The 18,378-nt window shown below is 66.6% G+C and carries 19 protein-coding genes; 9 read left to right on the top strand and 10 right to left on the bottom strand.

Annotation, left to right across the window (positions count from 1 at the left end):
- Positions 1-9: 9 nt before the first annotated feature.
- Together BLV60_RS15805 and BLV60_RS15800 are read right to left on the bottom strand one after the other, a co-directional pair.
- The gene (locus tag BLV60_RS15805) at positions 10-1,842 is read right to left on the bottom strand and encodes an ATP-binding response regulator (protein WP_093056124.1); all 1,833 of its coding nucleotides are present in this window, start codon (positions 1,840-1,842) and stop codon (positions 10-12) included.
- Between the two features lie 45 nt (positions 1,843-1,887).
- Positions 1,888-3,054, bottom strand: a complete 1,167-nt coding sequence (locus tag BLV60_RS15800) for a multifunctional CCA addition/repair protein (RefSeq protein WP_093056122.1) — start codon at positions 3,052-3,054, stop codon at positions 1,888-1,890.
- A 166-nt stretch (positions 3,055-3,220) separates the two neighbouring features.
- Between BLV60_RS15800 and BLV60_RS15795 the strand changes: the two genes are divergently transcribed.
- Entirely contained in the window at positions 3,221-3,946 is a 726-nt protein-coding gene (locus BLV60_RS15795; protein WP_093056120.1) for an OmpW/AlkL family protein, read from the top strand.
- 24 nt (positions 3,947-3,970) lie between these two features.
- On the opposite strand, the gene BLV60_RS15790 is transcribed toward BLV60_RS15795, so the two are convergent.
- From BLV60_RS15790 to BLV60_RS15780, 3 genes are all read right to left on the bottom strand, one after another.
- Positions 3,971-4,657: a glutathione S-transferase family protein gene (locus tag BLV60_RS15790; RefSeq protein WP_093056118.1), complete on the bottom strand. Its 687-nt coding sequence runs from the start codon at positions 4,655-4,657 to the stop codon at positions 3,971-3,973.
- A gap of 111 nt (positions 4,658-4,768) precedes the next feature.
- Positions 4,769-5,290, bottom strand: coding sequence for an MgtC/SapB family protein (locus BLV60_RS15785; RefSeq protein WP_093056116.1), 522 nt, complete (start codon positions 5,288-5,290; stop codon positions 4,769-4,771).
- A 1-nt stretch (position 5,291) separates the two neighbouring features.
- A complete protein-coding gene (locus BLV60_RS15780) occupies positions 5,292-7,334 on the bottom strand; it encodes a lytic transglycosylase domain-containing protein (protein ID WP_093056114.1) in 2,043 nt (680 codons plus the stop codon).
- Between the two features lie 9 nt (positions 7,335-7,343).
- Here BLV60_RS15780 and BLV60_RS15775 point away from each other — a divergent pair, with 9 nt between their 5' ends.
- Positions 7,344-7,961 carry a 5-formyltetrahydrofolate cyclo-ligase gene (locus tag BLV60_RS15775; protein ID WP_093056112.1) on the top strand — a complete coding sequence of 206 codons (618 nt, stop codon included), beginning with the start codon at positions 7,344-7,346 and terminating at the stop codon, positions 7,959-7,961.
- A 10-nt stretch (positions 7,962-7,971) separates the two neighbouring features.
- Here the strand turns inward: BLV60_RS15775 and BLV60_RS15770 are convergent, their stop codons facing one another.
- The gene (locus tag BLV60_RS15770; protein ID WP_093056109.1) at positions 7,972-8,955 is read right to left on the bottom strand and encodes a LysR substrate-binding domain-containing protein; all 984 of its coding nucleotides are present in this window, start codon (positions 8,953-8,955) and stop codon (positions 7,972-7,974) included.
- A 172-nt stretch (positions 8,956-9,127) separates the two neighbouring features.
- On the opposite strand from BLV60_RS15770, the gene BLV60_RS15765 reads away from it, so the two are divergent.
- Positions 9,128-9,445 carry a DUF2917 domain-containing protein gene (locus tag BLV60_RS15765; RefSeq protein WP_093056107.1) on the top strand — a complete coding sequence of 106 codons (318 nt, stop codon included), beginning with the start codon at positions 9,128-9,130 and terminating at the stop codon, positions 9,443-9,445.
- Positions 9,446-9,551: 106 nt separating this feature from the next.
- Here BLV60_RS15765 and BLV60_RS15760 read toward each other — a convergent pair whose 3' ends face one another.
- Positions 9,552-9,962 (bottom strand): BLUF domain-containing protein, encoded by a 411-nt coding sequence (locus BLV60_RS15760; protein ID WP_093056105.1) that lies wholly within the window; start codon positions 9,960-9,962, stop codon positions 9,552-9,554.
- A 91-nt stretch (positions 9,963-10,053) separates the two neighbouring features.
- Between BLV60_RS15760 and BLV60_RS15755 the strand changes: the two genes are divergently transcribed.
- On the top strand, positions 10,054-10,824 hold the full coding sequence (locus BLV60_RS15755; protein ID WP_256216864.1) for a Crp/Fnr family transcriptional regulator: 771 nt from the start codon (positions 10,054-10,056) through the stop codon (positions 10,822-10,824).
- Between the two features lie 15 nt (positions 10,825-10,839).
- Here BLV60_RS15755 and BLV60_RS15750 read toward each other — a convergent pair whose 3' ends face one another.
- On the bottom strand, positions 10,840-11,727 hold the full coding sequence (locus tag BLV60_RS15750) for a DUF6279 family lipoprotein (RefSeq protein ID WP_093056103.1): 888 nt from the start codon (positions 11,725-11,727) through the stop codon (positions 10,840-10,842).
- On the opposite strand from BLV60_RS15750, the gene glmU reads away from it, so the two are divergent.
- Positions 11,726-13,144: a bifunctional UDP-N-acetylglucosamine diphosphorylase/glucosamine-1-phosphate N-acetyltransferase GlmU gene (gene glmU, locus BLV60_RS15745; RefSeq protein WP_093056101.1), complete on the top strand. Its 1,419-nt coding sequence runs from the start codon at positions 11,726-11,728 to the stop codon at positions 13,142-13,144. The genes BLV60_RS15750 and glmU overlap by 2 nt on opposite strands.
- Before the next feature lie 114 nt (positions 13,145-13,258).
- On the opposite strand, the gene BLV60_RS15740 is transcribed toward glmU, so the two are convergent.
- Positions 13,259-13,741 carry an Lrp/AsnC family transcriptional regulator gene (locus tag BLV60_RS15740; protein ID WP_093056099.1) on the bottom strand — a complete coding sequence of 161 codons (483 nt, stop codon included), beginning with the start codon at positions 13,739-13,741 and terminating at the stop codon, positions 13,259-13,261.
- A gap of 138 nt (positions 13,742-13,879) precedes the next feature.
- Here BLV60_RS15740 and glmS point away from each other — a divergent pair, with 138 nt between their 5' ends.
- A complete protein-coding gene (glmS, locus tag BLV60_RS15735) occupies positions 13,880-15,760 on the top strand; it encodes a glutamine--fructose-6-phosphate transaminase (isomerizing) (protein WP_093056097.1) in 1,881 nt (626 codons plus the stop codon).
- A 643-nt stretch (positions 15,761-16,403) separates the two neighbouring features.
- On the opposite strand, the gene BLV60_RS15725 is transcribed toward glmS, so the two are convergent.
- Positions 16,404-16,676 (bottom strand): helix-turn-helix domain-containing protein, encoded by a 273-nt coding sequence (locus tag BLV60_RS15725; RefSeq protein WP_081502633.1) that lies wholly within the window; start codon positions 16,674-16,676, stop codon positions 16,404-16,406.
- Between the two features lie 164 nt (positions 16,677-16,840).
- On the opposite strand from BLV60_RS15725, the gene BLV60_RS15720 reads away from it, so the two are divergent.
- The 3 genes from BLV60_RS15720 to BLV60_RS15710 are packed head-to-tail and all read left to right on the top strand — an operon-like array spanning position 16,841 to position 18,357.
- On the top strand, positions 16,841-17,281 hold the full coding sequence (locus tag BLV60_RS15720; protein WP_042673127.1) for a hypothetical protein: 441 nt from the start codon (positions 16,841-16,843) through the stop codon (positions 17,279-17,281).
- 30 nt (positions 17,282-17,311) lie between these two features.
- Positions 17,312-18,145: a metallophosphoesterase gene (locus tag BLV60_RS15715; protein ID WP_093056092.1), complete on the top strand. Its 834-nt coding sequence runs from the start codon at positions 17,312-17,314 to the stop codon at positions 18,143-18,145.
- Positions 18,142-18,357: a hypothetical protein gene (locus tag BLV60_RS15710; RefSeq protein ID WP_093056090.1), complete on the top strand. Its 216-nt coding sequence runs from the start codon at positions 18,142-18,144 to the stop codon at positions 18,355-18,357. The genes BLV60_RS15715 and BLV60_RS15710 overlap by 4 nt, the downstream gene beginning before the upstream one ends.
- Positions 18,358-18,378: the final 21 nt, after the last annotated feature.

Below are 18,378 nucleotides of genomic sequence, written 5' to 3'. Positions count from 1 at the left end.
GGCCGTGAATCAGGCGGCCTTGGGCACCACATCGGCAAGCGCACGCAGCAGCGCCGCGGCGTTCACCGGCTTGAACAGCACCGGCACCCCGGAGGCGCGCACGTGCTGCAGCCGCTCGGGCGAGGTCTCGCCGGTCACCAGCATCAGCGGTGCCTGCAGCCCGAAGCGGCGCTGCAGCCTCAGGCCGACATCGAGGCCGTTGTCGCCGTTGGAAAGGCGGTAGTCGCACATCAGCAGTGCGAAGGGCCGCTCCTGCACATCGGGCCGGCCCAGCACCTCGACGGCTTCGGTTTCGCTGGCCACGGCGTCCACGGCCAGGTCGTGGGCGTGGAAGAGGCCGGTCATGGCCTCGCGGATCTCCGCTTCGTCGTCGATCAGCAGGACGCGTGCGCGTGTCGCATGGATCACCGCCTCGGGCGAAGCAGCGGTGCTGCGGAAAGCTGCGGCCGGCTCGACGTCGGCCACCAGGGGCGCCGCGGCCGGCAGCTGGATGCGGAAGCGCGAGCCACCGCCCAGGCGCGACTTCACCTGCACCGGATGCTGCAGCAGGCGCGAGAGCCGCTGCACGATCGACAGGCCGATGCCCAGGCCCTGCGCGCGGTCGCGGCCCGGGTTCTGCACCTGGTAGTATTCCTCGAACACGCGCTCGTGCTGCTCGGGCGCGATGCCGATGCCGGTGTCGAGCACTTCGATCCACACCATGTCGCCGCGCGAACGGGCCCGCACGGCAACGCCGCCGCGTGCGGTGTACTTCAGCGCGTTGTCGACGAGGTTCGAGAGCATGCGGTACAGCAGCTGCGGATCGCTGCGCACCCACAGGCCGCTGGCGCGCACCCGCAATTGCAATTGCCGTTGCTCGGCCTGCGCCGCGAACATGTGGTTGAGCGAGCGGAACAGCGCGTCCAGCGACACAGGCCCGACGGCCGGCATGACCACGCCAGCGTCGAGGCGCGACACGTCGAGCATGGTGTCCAGCGAATTACCCAGTGCATTCACCGCGCGCATCAGCCGCTGCGCGTTGCGCCCGCCATGGTGCTCGCGCAGCTCGTTCTCCAGCGCGGCGCCGAACAGGGCGATGGCATGCAGCGGCTGGCGCAGGTCGTGGCTGGCGGTGGCGAGGAAGCGCGTCTTCTCGGCGCTGGCGCGTTCGGCGACGGCAATCTGCTTGCCGAGCTGCGTGGCCAGCGCCTCGTTCTCGAAGCGCAGCACCAGCGAGTCGGTCAGCAGCTTGTGCTGCTGGTCGCCCACGCGCAGCGTGAACAGCAGGTAGCCCAGGCTGAACACCGCGAGGAAGAAGTGCAGGGCGTCGCCCTGCCAGGCCAGTGCGGCGATCAGGCTCAGCATCATCGGCAGGGTGTAGCCGTACAGCGCGGGCTTGAGCGGCCACAGCAGCTGCATGGCCCGGGCGCAGCTGCCGATGATGACCACCGTTACCACCGAGGTCACGGGCAGGTCGCCGGCCGAGATGAACAGCAGCGGCGCGGTGGCCGTGGCCATGCTCACGGCAGTGACGGTGCGCGAATGCCGGCGCGCCCAGCGCGTCGTGTCCGCGAGCGGCACGCCCTCGTGCCAGCGCGGCATGAAGAAGAGGACGAGGCCGAACGACAGGTGGGCCGCCATCCAGGCCAGGATCCACAGGCGGGGCTGGTGCACGTACATGGCGGCGCCGAGCGCCGCGCCCAGGCCGAAGTGCACGAACACCGATGCGTTGTAGGCCGCGTACACCGAGGCCACGTGCTCGCGCAGCACGCGCAGGCTCAGGTCGTCCGGCCCGGCGGATGGATCGGTCGGATGCTGGGAAGCGTCGGATTCGAGTGCGGGCTTCGGCGCGGTGGCATTCACCCGGTCGATGCTATCGGCCGGGTCTGCTCCGGGAAGTGCCAGAAGTCATGCCCTGGCGGACAGCGATGCCGCGACGGCTTCGACCCGGGCCTGGTGGATCGCCTCGCCGATCTTCGGGCCGGTGGCGCCGGACTGCTGGGCGGCTTTGGCCACCACATCGGTGACCACGGCCGCTGCCGTCGCCAGCACGGCGAGCAGGCGCTCGCGCTGCGGGTAGGGCGCATCGCCGGAGCCGGGCCGGCCGCGCGCATAGCATTCGCAGGCCAGCAGCGCCTCGGCGAAGCGCGCGGGCTTGCGGAAGGCGTCGCAGCGCTCCAGCAGGCGCACCAGCCCCGTGGCGTCCAGCGCGTCGCTGCCGTCGATGTGGCCGTGCTCGCGCGCCACCACCTCGGCCAGCTCGCGGATGTCCACCGGCACGCGCCAGCGGTCGCACACCTGCTGCAGCTGCTTGACGCTCTCGTTGCGCATGAGGCAGGCGAAGCGCACCGCCAGCGAGGCCTGCAGGCGGGCGCTGGCATCGATGACTGCCATCGTTGTTTGCGTGCCGCCGTCGAGCTCGGGCAGCAGCACGGCCAGCGCACCGCATTCGCGCAGCACCTTGAACATGCGCGAGGGGCGTGTTTCCATCAGGCCGCGCGACAGCTCCTGCCACACGCGCTCGGCCACCAGCGCATCGACCTCGCCGGCGGCGACCATCTCGCGCATCAGCGCCATGGTTTCGGGGGCGACGCTGAAGTCGTCGAAGCGTGCCGCGAAGCGCGCCACGCGCAGGATGCGCACCGGGTCTTCGCGAAAGGCGTCGGTCACGTGGCGCAGCACCTTGTCGCGCAGGTCGCGCTGGCCGTGGAAGGGGTCGGCCAGCGTGGCAGGCGTGGGGTCGAAGTGGCCGTCGGCGCTCACCAGCTCGGCCGGCAGCGCAATGGCGTTGACGGTCAGGTCGCGGCGCGCGAGGTCTTGCTCCAGCGTGACATCGGGCGCGGCGTGCACGGTGAAGCCGCGGTAGCCCGGCGCGCTCTTGCGTTCGGTGCGGGCCAGCGCGTACTCCTCGCGCGTCTCGGGGTGCAGGAACACCGGAAAGTCGCGTCCCACGGGCAGGTAGCCGCGGGCCACCATTTCTTCGGGCGTGGCCCCGACCACCAGCCAGTCATGGTCGGACACCGGCCGCTGCAGCAGGCGGTCGCGAAGTGCACCTCCAACGAGAAAAATTTTCATAAGTGCAGTGTAGGGATACTCCCGGTACCAAAAAATAGAACGGTCGTTCGATAATCCCCGGAGCGGACCGGGAAATCGTTCGTTCATCGGACGAAATTCAGCGGCAGTCACAAGTCGACGCCCGCATCCGTAGAGGGATATGTCAACCAAAGGAGCAATTCACATCATGAAGAAAACAATGTTTGCGCTGGCGGCTCTGGGTGCCTTGGCATCCGGAAGCGCGATGGCGCAGCAGGCGGGCGACTGGGTCGTCGGCGCGGGCTGGTTCCATCTGTCACCACAGGATTCCAGCAAGCCGCTGACCGTGACCTCGCCCATTCCGAGCGTGCTGGCCGGCTCGGGTGCCAGCGTGAGCGATTCCGACACGGTGGGTCTCAACGCCACCTATTTCCTCGACAGCCACTGGGCGGTGGAAGGCGTGTTCGGCGTGCCGCCGAAGTTCAAGCTCAACGGCACCGGCACCCTCGGCCGCGTCGGACAACTCGGCGAGGCGCGCCAGTGGAGCCCGACGATCCTGGGCAAGTACTTCTTCAACGAGGGCACCGACGCCTTCCGGCCGTTCGTGGGTCTGGGCGCCACCTACGTCTGGTACAGCGACGTCAAGCTGACCTCGAACCTGCAGAGCGCACTGGCTGGCCAGTTCCACCAGTCGCCGTTCGCTGTGAACACCACGGCCAAGCTCGACAGCAAGTTCGCGCCGGTGATCAACGTGGGCGCGGCCTACCAGTTCGACAAGCACTGGGGCGTCTCGTTCTCGGTGTCGTACATCCCGCTGAAGACCAAGGCCAAGCTGACGACGACCTCGATCTACGGCCTGCCGGTGGCCAATAGCGAAGCCAGCCTGAAGCTGAACCCGATCGTCACCTACGTGGCGGCAACCTACCGGTTCTGATCCGCCCCACCTGCTTCGAAGACCCTAACGCCCCGTGCGATAGGGCTCTTCGAACTGCAGGAAATCTTTCTCCGCCAGTGCATCGTCGATCCAGGCCTTGACGCCCGGCAGCGCCTGCACGCGCTCGATGTAGGCCGTGATATGCGTCGGCACCGGCAGGCCATAGGTCTTGATGCGCGTGCCGATGGGCGCGAAGTAGGCATCGGCGATGCCGAATCCGGTACCGAACAGCATCGGGCCGCCATGCGTGTCGAGCAGGCCGCTCCACATCTGCACGATGCGCGCGAGGTCGCTGGCGACTTCGGGCACTTCCTTCAGCAGCCGGGCGCCCACCTCGGGCAGCGAGGCTTCGATGTTCATGCCGCAATGGTTGCGCAGTCCGCCGAAGCCCGAGTGCATCTCGGCGCAGACGCTGCGGGCGCGTGCACGGTCAGCCGCGGACCGGGGCCAGAGCTGCTTTTCGGGGAAGGTCTCGGCGAGGTATTCGGCGATGGCCAGCGTGTCCCAGACGACGAGGCCGTCGTCCACCAGCACCGGCACCTTGGCCACCGGGTTCAGCGCGGCGATGGTGTGCTTGAACTGCGAATCGGCCTCGAACGAATCGAAGCGCACCACGACTTCCTCGAAATCGATGCCGGCCTGCTTCATCAGTACCCAAGGCCGCATGGACCACGACGAGTAGTTCTTGTTGCCGACATAGAGCTTGCGCATGAGAGGGATCTCCGGTCCGTTGCGGTGGTTCAAAAAGGGGGTCTTCGATGCTAGCCGGACGCGGTGCGGCGATTGATGCCGAAGGCAGCGCGAATTGATGCGGCAGCGCGTTCAGCGCTCGCGGGTGTCGTCGTTCTTCTTCGGACCGGCCACGCGCTCGATCACGCTCACGAGGCGCGGCACCAGTGCCAGCACGGCGAGAGCCAGCAGCGCGCTCACCACGGCGGTCACCTCGCGGCCGAGTCCGCAGGCCATGCCGATGGCGGCCGTCATCCAAAGGCCCGCGGCGGTGGTCAGGCCCTGCACATGGCTCTCGTCCTTGCCCTGCTTGAGGATGGTGCCGGCGCACAGGAAGCCCACGCCCGCCACCAGCCCCTGGATCACGCGGCTCATGTCGGCCGGCACGATGCCGGTCTGCTGCGGGATCAGCACGAACATCGCCGAGCCGATGGCCACCAGCATGTGGGTGCGCACGCCGGCCGCCTTGCCCTGCTGCTCGCGCTCGAAGCCGAGCACGAAACCGAGGGCGCCAGCGAGCGTGAGGCGCAGCACGATGCGGGTGAGCTGCGCGACGTCGCTCACGTCCGAGAACTCGGATGCGAGGGTGTCGAGCACCTCGTCGCGCCAGCTCATCTCAGGGGAGGTCCTTGTTGGGCTCCGGCTCAGCCGCGTCACGCGGGCCAATGCGACCCAGGCGTTCCTTCAGCGACTGCGGCCGGCCGCTGATGATGGCCGCGTAGTTGGTGGTGTTGGCCAGTACCTTCTTCACGTAGTCGCGTGTCTCGTTGAACGGCACGTTCTCGGCCCAGATGGCGGCGTCGAGCACCGGGCCGTTGCGCCAGCTGCGCGGGCGCCCCGGGCCGGCGTTGTAGGCGGCGGCCGCCAGCGCCATCGACCCGTCGAAGTCGTCGAGTGCGAGCTTCAGGTAGTTGGTGCCGATGGTGATGTTGGTCTCGCGGTCGTTGATCTGGCCGGGCGAGAAGTCGTTCATGCCGATCTTGCGGGCCGTCCAGCGCGCGGTGGCGGGCATGACCTGCATCAGGCCCGAGGCGCCGACGCCCGAGCGCGCGTCCATGATGAAGCGGCTTTCCTGGCGGATCAGGCCGTACACGTAGGCCGGGTCGAGGCCGATGTCCTGGCTCTTGCGCAGCACCGTGTCGTGGAAGGGCATGGGAAAGCGCTGCTCCACGTCGACCACGCCCTTGGTGCGCTCGCTGGTGTTGATGCAGCGGTCCCACACCTCGCGCTGGCAGGCGAAGTCGGCCGCGGCCAGCAGCGCGCGGTCGTCCATGCCGCCCTTGTCGTGCAGGTTGGTGGCGTAGTTCCACTCGCGCGTGCCTTCGGGGCGCAGGCCGATGGCGATGGCGTAGAGGCCGCGGGCGAGCGCCGGGTTGTTGCGCGCGGCGGCTTTTTCCTCGGGCGTGAGCGGGTCGGGGCGGGTGGGCACCATGGTGCGCTGGCCGAGTTCCTCGAGCGCCAGCATCTCGTAGAAGCCGCGCGAGCCGGCGATGCTCTGGTAGAGGTCGCGGGCCTGCGCGCGGCGTTCGTCGCCGCCGGCGCTGGCCAGGGCGCGGGCCTTCCAGTAGACCCAGGTCGGCTCGAGCTGGGCGGTTTCGCTCATGGCGTTGATGGCGGGCGCCACCTCTTTCCACTGGCCGGCGCGCAGGGCGGCGCGCACGCGCCAGCCGAGCATGTCGTCGGACAGGTCGCTGTTCTTCGTGACGTTGGCGTAATAGGTGCCGGCCTGTGGCCAGAGCTTCAGCGCGGCGGCGCGGCCGATGGTGCCCCAGAGCCAGTTGCGCTCCTCGGCGGAGAGCATCGGGCCCCACTTGCTGTCGAGTTGAGAGGCGGCGAGTTCGGGATCGGCAATGGCGATCTTGATGAGCGCGAGCACCACCAGCTCCTTGCGCGACTTGGCGGCCACGAAGGCGCGGCCGGTCAGGAACTTGGCCGAGCTGGCGTTGAGCTCCTCGAACAGCGGCAGCGCGTCGGGCGCGGCGATGGTGACGGCGGCGCGTGCGGCCTGGGGGCGGTTGGCCTCGATGGCCAGGCGCGCCTTCTTCCAGGCGTCGTTGGTCGACATCAGGCGGGCGGCGACCATGCGGTCGGCGGCGGTGAGGCAGCCGTCGTCCAGGTCTTTCTGGGCAAACCAGTTGCGGCGCACTTCGTCGGCCTGTGCCTGCGTGGCGGTGCCGGTGCGCAGCGAGTCGACCAGGACCGCGTAGCAGCGCACCTGCGCGTCGTCGCCCATGCGGAAACCGTCTACCGAGGCGGTGAAGTTGTCCCAGTCGCGGCGCTGGCCGAGCAGAAGCAGCCAGTCGTTGCGCAGGCGGTCTTCCTGGTAGGTGCCGGGGTAGCGCGCGAAGAAGTCCTGCACTTCGTTGGCGGGGGCGTCCTGCAGGCGCGCCTTGAGTTCCCAGTAGGCGGCCCAGGGTTCCAGTGCATGGCCTCGGGCTTGCGGCAGCAGGGCGGTCAGGCGGGCCTTGTCGCCGCGCTGGAAGGCCTGCTTCATCTGGATCAGCACGTCGTCGTTGGTGTTGCTCTGGGCTGCTGCGGGTTGCTGCGAGAGCAACGCGGCGAGGGCAAGAACAGTGGAAAAAACGAGTGCGGGTGCCGCGTTGCGCGGGTTGACGCGCGGGCGATGGCGCTTGGGTGCCAAAATGCTTGGGAACTGCATCGGGGGATTATGGACAAGTCAAAGGGTGCCGACACTTCGGCAACGGCGAGTTTTCTTAAGGAACAGTTGAGGAAGGCACTCATCGAGCAACGTCTTGCGATGCCCGACCGGCTGACACGCGCAGACCTTTTGCAGCGCGTGATGCGGATCTGGCTGGTCGGCCGGCCCGACACCGTGATAGGCGCCTACTGGCCCATCAAGGGCGAGTTCGATCCGCTGCCCGCCCTGCACCGCTGGAAGGAAGACGGCGAACTCATGGAAGAGACGCAGCGCCGGCGCATCGGACTGCCGGTGATCGACAAAGTCCACAAGACCCTGACCTTCCATGCCTGGTACCCGGGCTGCCAGATGGAAGAAGACGCCTACGGCATTCCCAAGCCCAAGGACACCGAGCTGATCGTGCCGACCCTGCTGTTCGTGCCCTGCGTGGGCTACAGCGCGGGCGGCTACCGACTGGGCTACGGCGGCGGTTTCTACGACCGCACGCTGGCGGCGCTCGAGCCGCGGCCGTTCACGGTGGGGCTGGGCTTCACCCACGGCTTTCTCGAAGACTTCGAGCCCGAGGCGCACGACCTGCCGCTCGACGCCATCCTCAACGACAACGGAGTCGTCTGGCCGACCAGCTGAGCTGCCAGCGTCAGTCGATGTTGTCGATGGTGTCCGGGTCGGGCACCTCGCCGATGGTCTGGCGGGTGGTCTCGGACTGGAGCAGCAGCCAGTCGCAGAAGGCCCTGATTTCCGGCCGCAGCGCACTGCGCGGCCCGGCAATGAGCCAGTAAGACATCGGCGAATCCATGCGGTGCTGCGGCAGCACCTCGACCAGGTCGCCGTTGGCCAGGCTCTCGGCAATGAGCGAGCTTCGCGCCAGCGTCACGCCCTGCCCGGTGAGGGCCGCCTGCACCATCTGGTAGGCGTAATTGAAATAGAGCCAGCGCTTGGGCTGCGCGCGTTCCAGCCCGTTCACCTCGAACCAGCGGCGCCAGGTCAGCCATTCCAGGTGCGTGCGGTGCGCGTCGCCGGCCTCGATCAGCGTGAACTGGGTGATGTCGGCGGGTGTCTTGATGGGCGGGCTGCTCTTCAGCAGCCAGGGGCTGGCCACCGGCGTCAGCGTTTCGCCGAACAGGCGCACCGCGCCGGCCGTCATGGACTCGCGCGGGCCGTAGCGCAGGGCGATGTCGACGTCGGCCACTTCGAGGTCGACCGCCACGTCGCTGGCGTCGATGCGGATGTCGATCTCGGGGTTGTCGCGCTGGAAGGCCTCCAGCCGCGGGATCAGCCACATCGAGGCGAACGAGGCAAAAGTGGTCAGCGACACGCTCTGCCGCCCCGCGCTCTGGCGGATCTGGCGCACGGCCGTGTCGATGCGCGGCAGCGACTGCTGCACCGCCAGCAGCAGCAGTGCCCCCGCGCTCGTGAGCTCCACCGCGCGCGTATGGCGCAGGAACAGCGCCACGCCCACCTCTTCTTCCAGCGACTGGATCTGGCGGCTCACGGCCGACTGGGTCAGCGCCATTTCTTCCGCTGCTGCGCGGAAGTTCAGGTGCCGGGCCACCGCCTCGAAGGCGCGCAGGTGCCCGGCGGAGATCGGACGGGAGCGCAGATGGGTTTGCGAATGTTGCATGGATATGACTTTGGAGGGCGAATCGGCGTTTGGATCGATTGATGCGAAACGCGCATCAGTAGGCTACCTCGTTTTCATTGGACCGCCAACGCCATAGAAACGATCATTCATTCCCGAACTGCGCTATTGCCACTTTCTGACAAGCGCTTCGGCAAAGCCAAGGAGTTACATCATGTCCACCGCCGTCTGCACCACCGAATCGCTCTCGTCCCTGTCCGTTCCCGCCCGCACCGCCGCCGTTCCGCCGGCCGTGCGTCGTGGTGCCTGGCAGATCGCGCCCGGCGAGGCGATGAGCCTGAAGGCGCGGGCGGCCAGCATTCTGCGGGTCAAGCAGGGCCGGGTGTGGATCACGCCCGATGCCACGCTCAAGAACCCCAGCGAAGACCTGGTGCTCGCACCCGGCGAATCGCTGACGGTGGCCGCGGGCCAGCGCATCGTCATGGAGGCGTGGGACGGCTACGGCGCGACCTACAGCTGGGACAACGCCTGAGCGATTGTTTTCCCTCCAAGTGCTGAAAAGGCGGCCTCGGCCGCCTTTTTCTTTTTGAAGCGTCTTTTGGGGTAGGGCCGTCGGGCGGCCGCCCGTTCAGTCCAATTCAACCGTTGATGTCGAAGCTGGGCACCAGGGCCAGAAAGTGCCGCAGCGCCGCCTCGCCAAGCAGCACATGCACGCCGGCCATCAGGTCGGGGCCCTCGCATTCGGCCAGCCCCATGCCGAAACCGCTGTAGCGCCGGGCCGCCAGCGGAGCTTCGTAGACCACCCTGACGTCGACATGGCGCGGGTCTTCCTCGATCTGCTGCATCAGCGCGTCGATGGCTTCGGGCGGGCCTTCCAGGTGCTGGCAGAAACGCTGCCCGTCGAACACCAGCAGGCCGGTGATGTCGCGCTCCGCGTTGCGCATGCGCGCCCGGGAGGTGATCGAGCCCACGGTGCCCGGGGGCAGGTCCTGGGCGAGCGTGCTGCAGTAAAGCACTTCGTAGAGCGGGAGCCTTGGGTCTTCTGTCATGCGTCTTGGGGAGGAAAGCGGTGCGGAGTGTAGGCAGCCCCGGGACGCCGCGAAATGTCAAAAGACACAGGCGAAGCGCCTATAGTAAAGCGTGAAATTCGAGGACTACCCCGCTGCCGCAGCGCCTCCCCAGGGCGTGAATTCGTGCGACCAGTGCGCATTGCGACGGCTCGATGCCTTCCTGCCGCCTGCCGGCGAAGAGTTGCAGGCCATCCAGTCTTTCCGCGTCGGCACCCGGCGCGTGGAGGCGGGCAGTTCGATCATCGACGAGCACCGGCCGAGCCCGCAGCTCTTCACCCTCTATTCAGGCTGGGCCTTCCGCTACAAGACGCTGAGCGACGGCCGGCGGCAGATACTGAGCTTCTTGCTGCCCGGCGATTTCCTCGGCCTGCAGGATGAGTTCGCCGAGGGCCAGACGCACGGCGTCGAGGCGGTGACCGACGTCACGCTGTGCGCCTTCTCGCGCGACCGGCTGTGGGACCTGTTCCATGCCCAGCCCAAGCTGGGCTACGACATCACCTGGCTTGCAGCGCGCGAGGAAAAGATGGTCGATGACAACCTCGTCACCACCGGCCGGCGCAATGCCGGCGAGCGCGTGGCCATGCTGCTGATGCACCTGTATCGCCGCGCGCAGCGCGTGGGCATGGTGCGCGACGGCTGGGTCGAGTTTCCGTTCAACCAGCAGCACATCGCCGATGCGCTGGGGCTGTCGCTGGTGCACACCAACAAGACGCTGCGGCGGCTGCAGCGGCTGGGGCTCTACAAGATCGACGCCGGCTGGCTGCGCATCATGGAGCCGCACGCGCTGGAAACGCTGGGCGACTACTTCGAACGCCCGATGCGGCCTACGCCGCTGATCTGATCCGCCACACGGCCTTCAGCGCGTGGCCACCAGCTGGCGCAGGTCGCTCTCGTAGGCCTGCAGCCGGCGCACCGCCTGCGCGCGCTGGCTGGCCGTGGTGCCGTTGTGCAGCGCCGCCGTGTTGCGGCAACCCTCCTGCAGCAAGGCCTGCTGCTGGTCGCGCCAGGGTCCGGGCGGTGGTTCGGCGATGCGCTGGATGTAGCCATGCAGCGCCGCGCGCGCCTCGGCCGGCGACGGCTTGCTGGCCACGAAGCCGCGCAGCAGCACCAGCGCCTCCTGCTGGCGCTTGCGTCGCTCGGCGTCCGCCAGCCGTGGTTCGAACACCGACTGCGCGACCTGCTGCTTCAGCAGCTCGCGCTGCTCCGTGCTGAGGCGGCCGTAGAAGTCTTCGGTGCGGTCGAGGAACTGGTCGTAGCGCTTTTCCTGCACCTGCGCCGGGGTGCGGTCGAGCCAGTCCTTGCGGTACTCGGCGTTGTTCTTCGCGTATTTGCGCTCCAGCTGCTGCAGTTGCGCGTCGGTCAGGCTCAGCGCCAGCTCGGTGCCGGCGGGCTCGGCGCGTTCGGTAACGGCCAGCAGGCGCTCGCGGATGCGGTCGGCCATGGCGCAGACTTGCTCCTGCGTCACCTCGCCCGGCGCCAGCGCCTGCGCTTCCTGCAGCAGCGAGGCGATGCGCGGCAGCTCGTTCTGGCGGTGCCAGGCCAGCAGCTGGTCGAGCTCGTCGCGCACCTTCGGGGTCTGCGCGCCGTCGAAGTCCAGGTAGCCGTCGAGCCACCAGTAGCTCACCGTGGGCAGGTTGTTGTAAGCCAGCTTGATCGCGCTGCAGGCGCCCAGGGCGGCGGCGATGAGCAGCACGCCGATAATTCGCGCCACTGCAGCGCAACGAAATCGGGAAGAAAAACGCATGAATCAGACTCCGCAACAAGACAGCCGGGGGCCGGTCGACGTCGTCATCATGGCGGCCGGCAAGGGCACGCGCATGAAAAGCAGACTGCCCAAAGTGTTGCATCGATTGGGCGGCCGCGCATTGCTGGCCCATGTGACGGGCACCGCCGCACGCATCGGCGCGCGCGACGTGGTGGTCATCACCGGCCATGGCGCGGCCGAAGTCGAGGCCTCGCTGAACAGCGGCATCGAGGGCGCCACGCTGCGCTTTGCGCGCCAGGAGCCGCAACTCGGCACCGGCCACGCAGTGCAGCAGGCCGCGCCGCTGCTGCCGGATGACGGCACGGTGGTCGTGCTGTCGGGCGACGTGCCGCTGATCGGCGAAGACACGCTGCGCGCGCTCATCGCGGCCAGCGCGGGCAGCAAGCTGGCGCTGCTGACCATCGAATTCGACGACCCGAGCGGCTACGGCCGCGTCATCCGCGCAGCGGGGCAAGGCGAGGTCACCGCCATCGTCGAGCACAAGGACGCCACCGAAGCGCAGCGCGCCGTGCGCGAGATCTACAGCGGCGTGATGGCCGTGCCCGCGCGCCTGCTCAAGGGCTGGCTTGCGCGGCTGGACAACAAGAACGCCCAGGGCGAGTACTACCTGACCGACGTGGTGAAGTTCGCCGCCGCCGACGGCGTGCCCGTGGTCGCGCACATCACCACCGATGCACTGCAGGTGGCCGGCATCAACAGCCCGGCCCAGCTCGCGGCGCTCGAGCGCGCCTGGCAACTGCGCCAGGCGAATGCGCTGATGGAGCAGGGCGTGCGCCTGGCCGACCCGGCGCGCTTCGACCTGCGCGGCACGCTGGATTGCGGGGCCGACGTGGAGATCGACGTCAATTGCGTGTTCGAAGGCATGGTGTCGCTGGGCGAGGGCGTGCGCATCGGCGCGAACTGCGTCATTGCCAATGCGCGCATCGAGGCGGGCGCGGTGATTCATCCGTTCACGCATATCGAGGGCGAGAAGGCCGGCGTGACGGTGGGCGCGGGCTCGCTCATCGGCCCCTTCGCTCGGCTGCGGCCCGGCGCACAGCTGGGTGCCGAGGTACACATCGGCAATTTCGTAGAGGTCAAGAACTCGACGCTGGCTGCCGGCGCCAAGGCCAACCACCTGGCCTACCTGGGCGACGCCACCGTGGGCGAGCGAGTGAACTATGGGGCGGGCAGCATCACCGCCAACTACGACGGCGCCAACAAGCACCGCACCGTGATCGGCGACGACGTGCACGTGGGCAGTAACTGCGTGCTGGTGGCGCCCATAACCATCGGTGCGGGCGGCACCATCGGCGGCGGCTCGACCATCAACAAGTCGACCGAGCCGGGGGCGCTGACCGTGGCGCGGGGCAAGCAGGTGAGTTTTCCGAACTGGAAGCGCCCTCAGAAGAAATAGGCTCGCCCCCAGGCTGCGCGCACTTCGTGTCGCTTCGCCAACCCCCTGCCGGGGGCAACACCAGCGGCCCGGCAAAGCCGGTTCCGCGGTGTTCCGCGAAGAGGCACGAAAGCTTTATCGCAGCGGCAACCGGGGCTCGAACTTGGCGCGCTTGAGGCTGAAGAAGGCCTTGACGTTGCGCACGTTCGCGTCGGCCGTGAACAGGCGCTGCGTGAGTGCGCCGTAGTCGGGCATGTCGCGCGCGGCCACGACCAGCACGAAGTCCGGGCCCGGCGACACGCGCCAGCACTGCTGCACTGCGTCGTCGGCAATCACGCGCGTCTCGAAGGCGTCGAGCGAGGCGGCGTCCTGCCGGTCGAGCGAGATTTCGATCACCGCCTGCAGGCCGTGGCCCAGTACTGTGGCGAGCCGGTCGGGCGACAGCAGTGCGACCTGGCGTTCGATCAGGCCGACTTCGCGCAGCCGCTGCACGCGGCGCAGGCAGGTGGGCGGCGAGATGCCGACGTCGGTGGCCAGGCGCTGATTGGTTTGCGAGGCATCGCGCTGGAGGGCGTCGAGCAGGCGCAGGTCGATTGAATCTAGGGAGATTGATTCCATATTGGAAGAAATTATGGAATAAAAGTCCAAATCAGAGAAATGGAGAAATAAAAGTCCGAAATAAACAAAATTTCGAATGCATATTTCTTTCATGCCTTCCTACCATCGAGACTCTTCTTCTTTCAAAGGCAGCTCACCATGTGCGGCATCGTCGGGGCAGCGTCCCATCGCAACATCGTTCCGGTCCTGGTCCAGGGCCTCCAGCGGCTCGAATACCGTGGCTATGACTCGTGCGGCGTGGCGGTGCATGCCGGTGGCCTGACGCGGGCGCGCACCACTTCGCGCGTGGCCGATCTCGTGGCGCAGGTGCGCGACGACAAGGTCGAGGGCCTCACCGGCATCGCCCACACGCGCTGGGCCACGCACGGCGCGCCGGCCGTGCACAACGCGCACCCGCATTTCAGCCACGGCCCCGGCGCCGATGCGCAGACCGCGCGGCCGGGCCGCATCGCGCTCGTGCACAACGGCATCATCGAGAACCACGAAACGCTGCGCGCCGCGCTCGAAGCCAAGGGCTACGCCTTCGAGAGCCAGACCGACACCGAGGTTATCGCCCACTTGGTCGACAGCCTCTACGACGGTGACCTGTTCGAAGCCGTGAAGGCCGCCGTGCTGCAACTGCACGGCGCCTACGCCATTGCCGTGATCTGCCGCGACGAGCCGCAGCGCGTGGTCGGTGCGCGTGCGGGCTCGCCGCTGATCCTCGGCGCCGGCAAGGACGGCGCAGAGAACTTCCTCGCCAGCGACGCGATGGCCCTGGCCGGCGTGACCGACCAGATCGTCTATCTGGAAGAAGGCGACGTGGTCGACGTGCAGCCGGGCAAGTACTGGATCGTCGACAAGAACCACAAGCCGGTCACCCGCCAGGTGCGCACCGTGCTCGCCCACAGCGGCGCGGCCGAGCTCGGCCCGTACCGCCACTACATGCAGAAGGAAATCTTCGAGCAGCCGCGCGCCATCGGCGACACGCTCGAAGGCGTGGCAGGCATCGTGCCCGAGCTGTTCGACGGCATCGGCCAGGACGGTGCGACCGGCGCCAGTGCCTACCGCGTGTTCCAGGACATCGACAAGATCCTCATCCTCGCCTGCGGCACCAGCTACTACAGCGGCTGCACCGCCAAGTACTGGCTCGAAGGCATCGCGAAGATTTCCACGCAGGTCGAGATCGCGAGCGAATACCGCTACCGCGACTCCGTGCCCGACCCGAAGACGCTGGTCGTCACCATCAGTCAGTCCGGCGAAACCGCCGACACGCTGGCCGCGCTGAAGCATGCGCGCTCGCTCGGCATGGAACAGACGCTGACCATCTGCAACGTCGCCACCAGCGCGATGGTGCGCGAGTGCAAGCTGGCGTACATCACGCGCGCAGGCGTCGAAATCGGCGTGGCATCGACCAAGGCCTTCACCACGCAACTCGCGGGCCTCTTCCTGCTTACGCTCGCCATCGCGCAAGCCAAGGGCCGGCTGAGCGATGCCGACGAGGCACGCTACCTGAAGGAAATGCGCCACCTGCCGGTTGCGCTGCAGTCGGTGCTGGCGCTGGAGCCGCAGATCATCGGCTGGGCCGAAGACTTCGCGCGCAAGGACAACGCGTTGTTCCTCGGCCGCGGGCTGCACTACCCGATCGCGCTCGAAGGCGCGCTCAAGCTCAAGGAAGTGACCTACATCCACGCCGAGGCCTATGCCGCCGGCGAACTCAAGCACGGCCCGCTCGCGCTGGTGACGAGCGAGATGCCCGTGGTGGCCGTCGCACCCAACGACGCACTGCTCGAAAAGCTCAAGAGCAACCTGCAGGAAGTGCGCGCGCGCGGCGGCGTGCTCTACGTGCTGGCCGACGGCGACACGAAGATCAAGAGCAGCGACGGGCTGCACGTGATCCGCATGCCCGAGCACTACGGCGCGCTCTCGCCGATCCTGCACGTGGTGCCACTGCAGCTGCTGGCGTATCACACGGCGTGTGCGCGGGGGACCGATGTGGACAAGCCGCGGAATCTGGCGAAGAGCGTGACTGTGGAGTGATCCGGAGACAGCGCGTCGACTGGTGTTCTGACCTAATAAAGTCGTAAACGTGCAAATAGAGTCGTAAACGGGGCAATAGAGTCGTAAACCTTCCTGGGTGCAAGAAGGGTAGGGCGCCCGCGCGGCGTGCTGCGCGAGTGGCCGTGCGGCGCTGAGTCCAAGAATGTCTAGCAGCAGTGCTGCATGACAAGCATCTTTCCGTAGCGTGATCGACGCTGACGACGGGTACCCTCTTGCCATGGACACACTCCCTGATGAGGGCAGCAACTCGTGCTTGTATTTCTGGGGCTTCGACTACGACCGCTCCTCTGGAGCCCGGGCGAGCGCCGAGTTAGTGCTGCTAGCGGGCTTCTCTGACTCTTGGAGGAAGACGACGATCGACGATCGGAGTGGCGATGTGCACAAATGATGAACGCGGCCTTTGCAGTCCCTTGCAGGTGACCGGCACGCGACCTTGTGGAGATTTACCTCGAGCACGGCGGTCGACGCACGAGATCGAACTCCATAGATAGATATTGGACGGGGTTGTCTTTCACAGGACCCCGTCCGCAGCGATCCATATGCTGGTGAGCGAAGGGTGACCGTGTCTGATCCGCATTTCGGCCCGCACTCGCGATGTCGTGCGGGGCCGACCGTCGGACCTTCAGTATCCCGTTGATTTCGCTCGAAGCTCCTTCTTGTATCGCTTTATCAACGATTGCATTAGTTCAGCGGGCTCGACCGTCAGACCTTCGCATAGCAAAACTAGGCTAGTCAGTGATGGGCTAGTCGTCGCCGTCTCCAGCTTGGCGACGAATGTGCGGTTGAGACCCGCCGCGAATGCCAATTCTTCCTGATTGAAACCAAGAGCTGACCGCCGAGCCTTTAGCTCAGCTGCAAATGCTCTCAGCAGCGCAGGATTCTGGGTCGACCGCATGCAACGAATCTCGTTGCATGGACTACTTTATGCACCCGCTTGTATGGTACAAACTTGGAAAAATAGACTATCGAGAATGGGTTGATGCTCGCCATTTCTAAGCTGGATGGAAGGCCGCCGCTGAACCACTCACGGCGTTTGGCTTGCGCTCGGAAGGGCTGCGCATGCTGATGCCGCTCTTGCTGGCACTTGGCATTGCCTTGGCTCTTTTCTATTGGGTATGGATCGCCGTTCCGCGCGGGACTCAGAGTCGGCGTGAGATCCTTCTTCAGACGGAGAGCCGGACATCGGGCGCCACGTTCTTCCCAGTCGATCCGCGTCGCATGCTGGGCGATTGGGATGAAACCTGCATCCTGTTCGATCCGGATGCCCGCAAGGCCTGCATCGTCGTTCGCGGAAAGAAAGCCCGAACCGTCGATTTCGAGTACTTCAACACCTGGCAGCTCAAGTGGACCGAATATCCCGCAAACCCGGTGTTTCGCTTTCAGCACGTGCACTTCCTCTTCGAGACCAGTGACTTCGATCGCCCGACGATTCGCGTCGCCGTGCCCTCCAGGTCCGATGGCGAGGCATGGAACGCCAAGCTCTCGATCCTGATGCCCTGAATGCGCTGCTAAAGAAATGGGCCTACCGACGTGAAGCTGCTCATCCTTTCGGACCTGCACCTCGAGTTCGGGATCTTCAACGTCCCGAAGGTCGACTACGACGCAGTGATCCTTGCTGGGGACATCTTCGTCCCCGGTTCCAAGGCCATGCGCTGGGCCCGGCGGGCGGGGAACTTTGGGGAGACAGCCCCCATCCTGTTCGTGCCCGGCAACCATGAGTTCTACGAAGGTGTCCTCCAGACCTCGCTCAAGGAAATGGCGCTCACCGCGAGAGCGTGCAATGTGCACCTCCTGGCGCCTGGCGAGGCCGTGATCGCCGGCGTCCGCTTTCTGGGCTGCACGCTGTGGACAGACTTCGAACTGCCGATCCAGACCAAGACAGAGTTGCTGGTAGACACCGAACGGGCCATGAAGGCGGCCAAGGTCCGTCTCAACGACTACTCAGCGATCCGGTGGGCCGAGGCGCAGGAATCCTGCGACGCACCCGTGGTAGCAGCCAAGTCAAGAAAGCGCCGCCTGGTACCCGAGGACACACTGGCGCTCCACCAGCGTGACCGCGCCTGGCTGGCCCAGAAGCTGGCCGAGCCCTTCGACGGGCCAACGGTGGTTGTGACCCACCACGCCCCGCATCGAAACTCCCTTGTGCGGCACTATCAGTCCGACTGGCTGTCCCCATCTTTTGTGAGCGAGCTCCCAAGTTCCTTCTTCGAAGTGCCCTCGCTCTGGATTCACGGTCACCTCCACGATAGCTACGCCTACCAAGCGGGCAACTGCCGGGTGGTATGCAATCCCCGTGGGTACTTGCAGCATGGCAGCGGCCTGGAGAACAAGCAGTTCAACCCCGAGTTCGTGGTCGAGCTATGAGTGACATCCAGTCACCTATCCGCACGATCCAGCAAGTGCTGGCTGCTGCAACTGCGGTCTCGGATGGGGGCTTTGAGGCGGCCATCTTCGGGTACAGGAACGAGCCACTCACGCTGTTTGATTACAGGACCGCCGAGTCGTTGACAGCCGAAGGGAGAGCTGCCGATGTGCTCAATCTCCTTGAGTCCTTCCAGGCCGGGTTTGTTGGATGATGAAGCCCTGTACTTGCCGTC

Origin of the sequence: Variovorax sp. YR634 (assembly GCF_900106655.1) — a bacterium.
Classification (GTDB): domain Bacteria; phylum Pseudomonadota; class Gammaproteobacteria; order Burkholderiales; family Burkholderiaceae_C; genus Variovorax.
This window is presented reverse-complemented; position numbering and strand designations above follow the sequence as displayed.